Below are 482 nucleotides of genomic sequence, written 5' to 3' on the forward strand. Positions count from 1 at the left end.
CCCGACGTGTACATCACATACGCCGTGTTGTCCGGACGCACCCGGACCAACTCACCACCACCCGCACCCAGATCCAACCCGTCCAGGAACAGATACGGAACATCATTCCGCGGCAACACCCCCGCAGACACCTCATCCGTCAACACCAACACCGGATCCGCATGCGACAACATGTAATCCAGCCGCGCACTCGGAAAACGAGGATCAATCGGCACATACGCCGCCCCCGCCCCCCACACACCCAACATCGCCACCACCAGATCAACCGACCGCGACAACGCAAGACCCACCAACGACTCCGGCCCCACACCACGCCGGACCAACTCACCCGCCAACCCACGCACCCGCACATCAAGCTCGCCATACGTCAGCTCAACACCACCACACACCACCGCAACCGCATCCGGCGACAACTCCACCCGCCGCCCGAACAACTCCGGAACCGTCAACTCCGGCCCCACCACAGCCGTCTCATTGAACCC

General features: G+C 63.1%; 1 protein-coding gene. It reads right to left on the reverse strand.

The window, feature by feature from the left end:
- Positions 1-482, reverse strand: a 482-nt coding sequence (locus tag OO63_RS41105) for an AMP-binding protein (protein ID WP_033264992.1), incomplete at both ends; no start/stop codon positions are given.

Source organism: Streptomyces alboflavus (genome assembly GCF_000716675.1).
Classification (GTDB): Bacteria; Actinomycetota; Actinomycetes; order Streptomycetales; family Streptomycetaceae; genus Streptomyces; species Streptomyces alboflavus.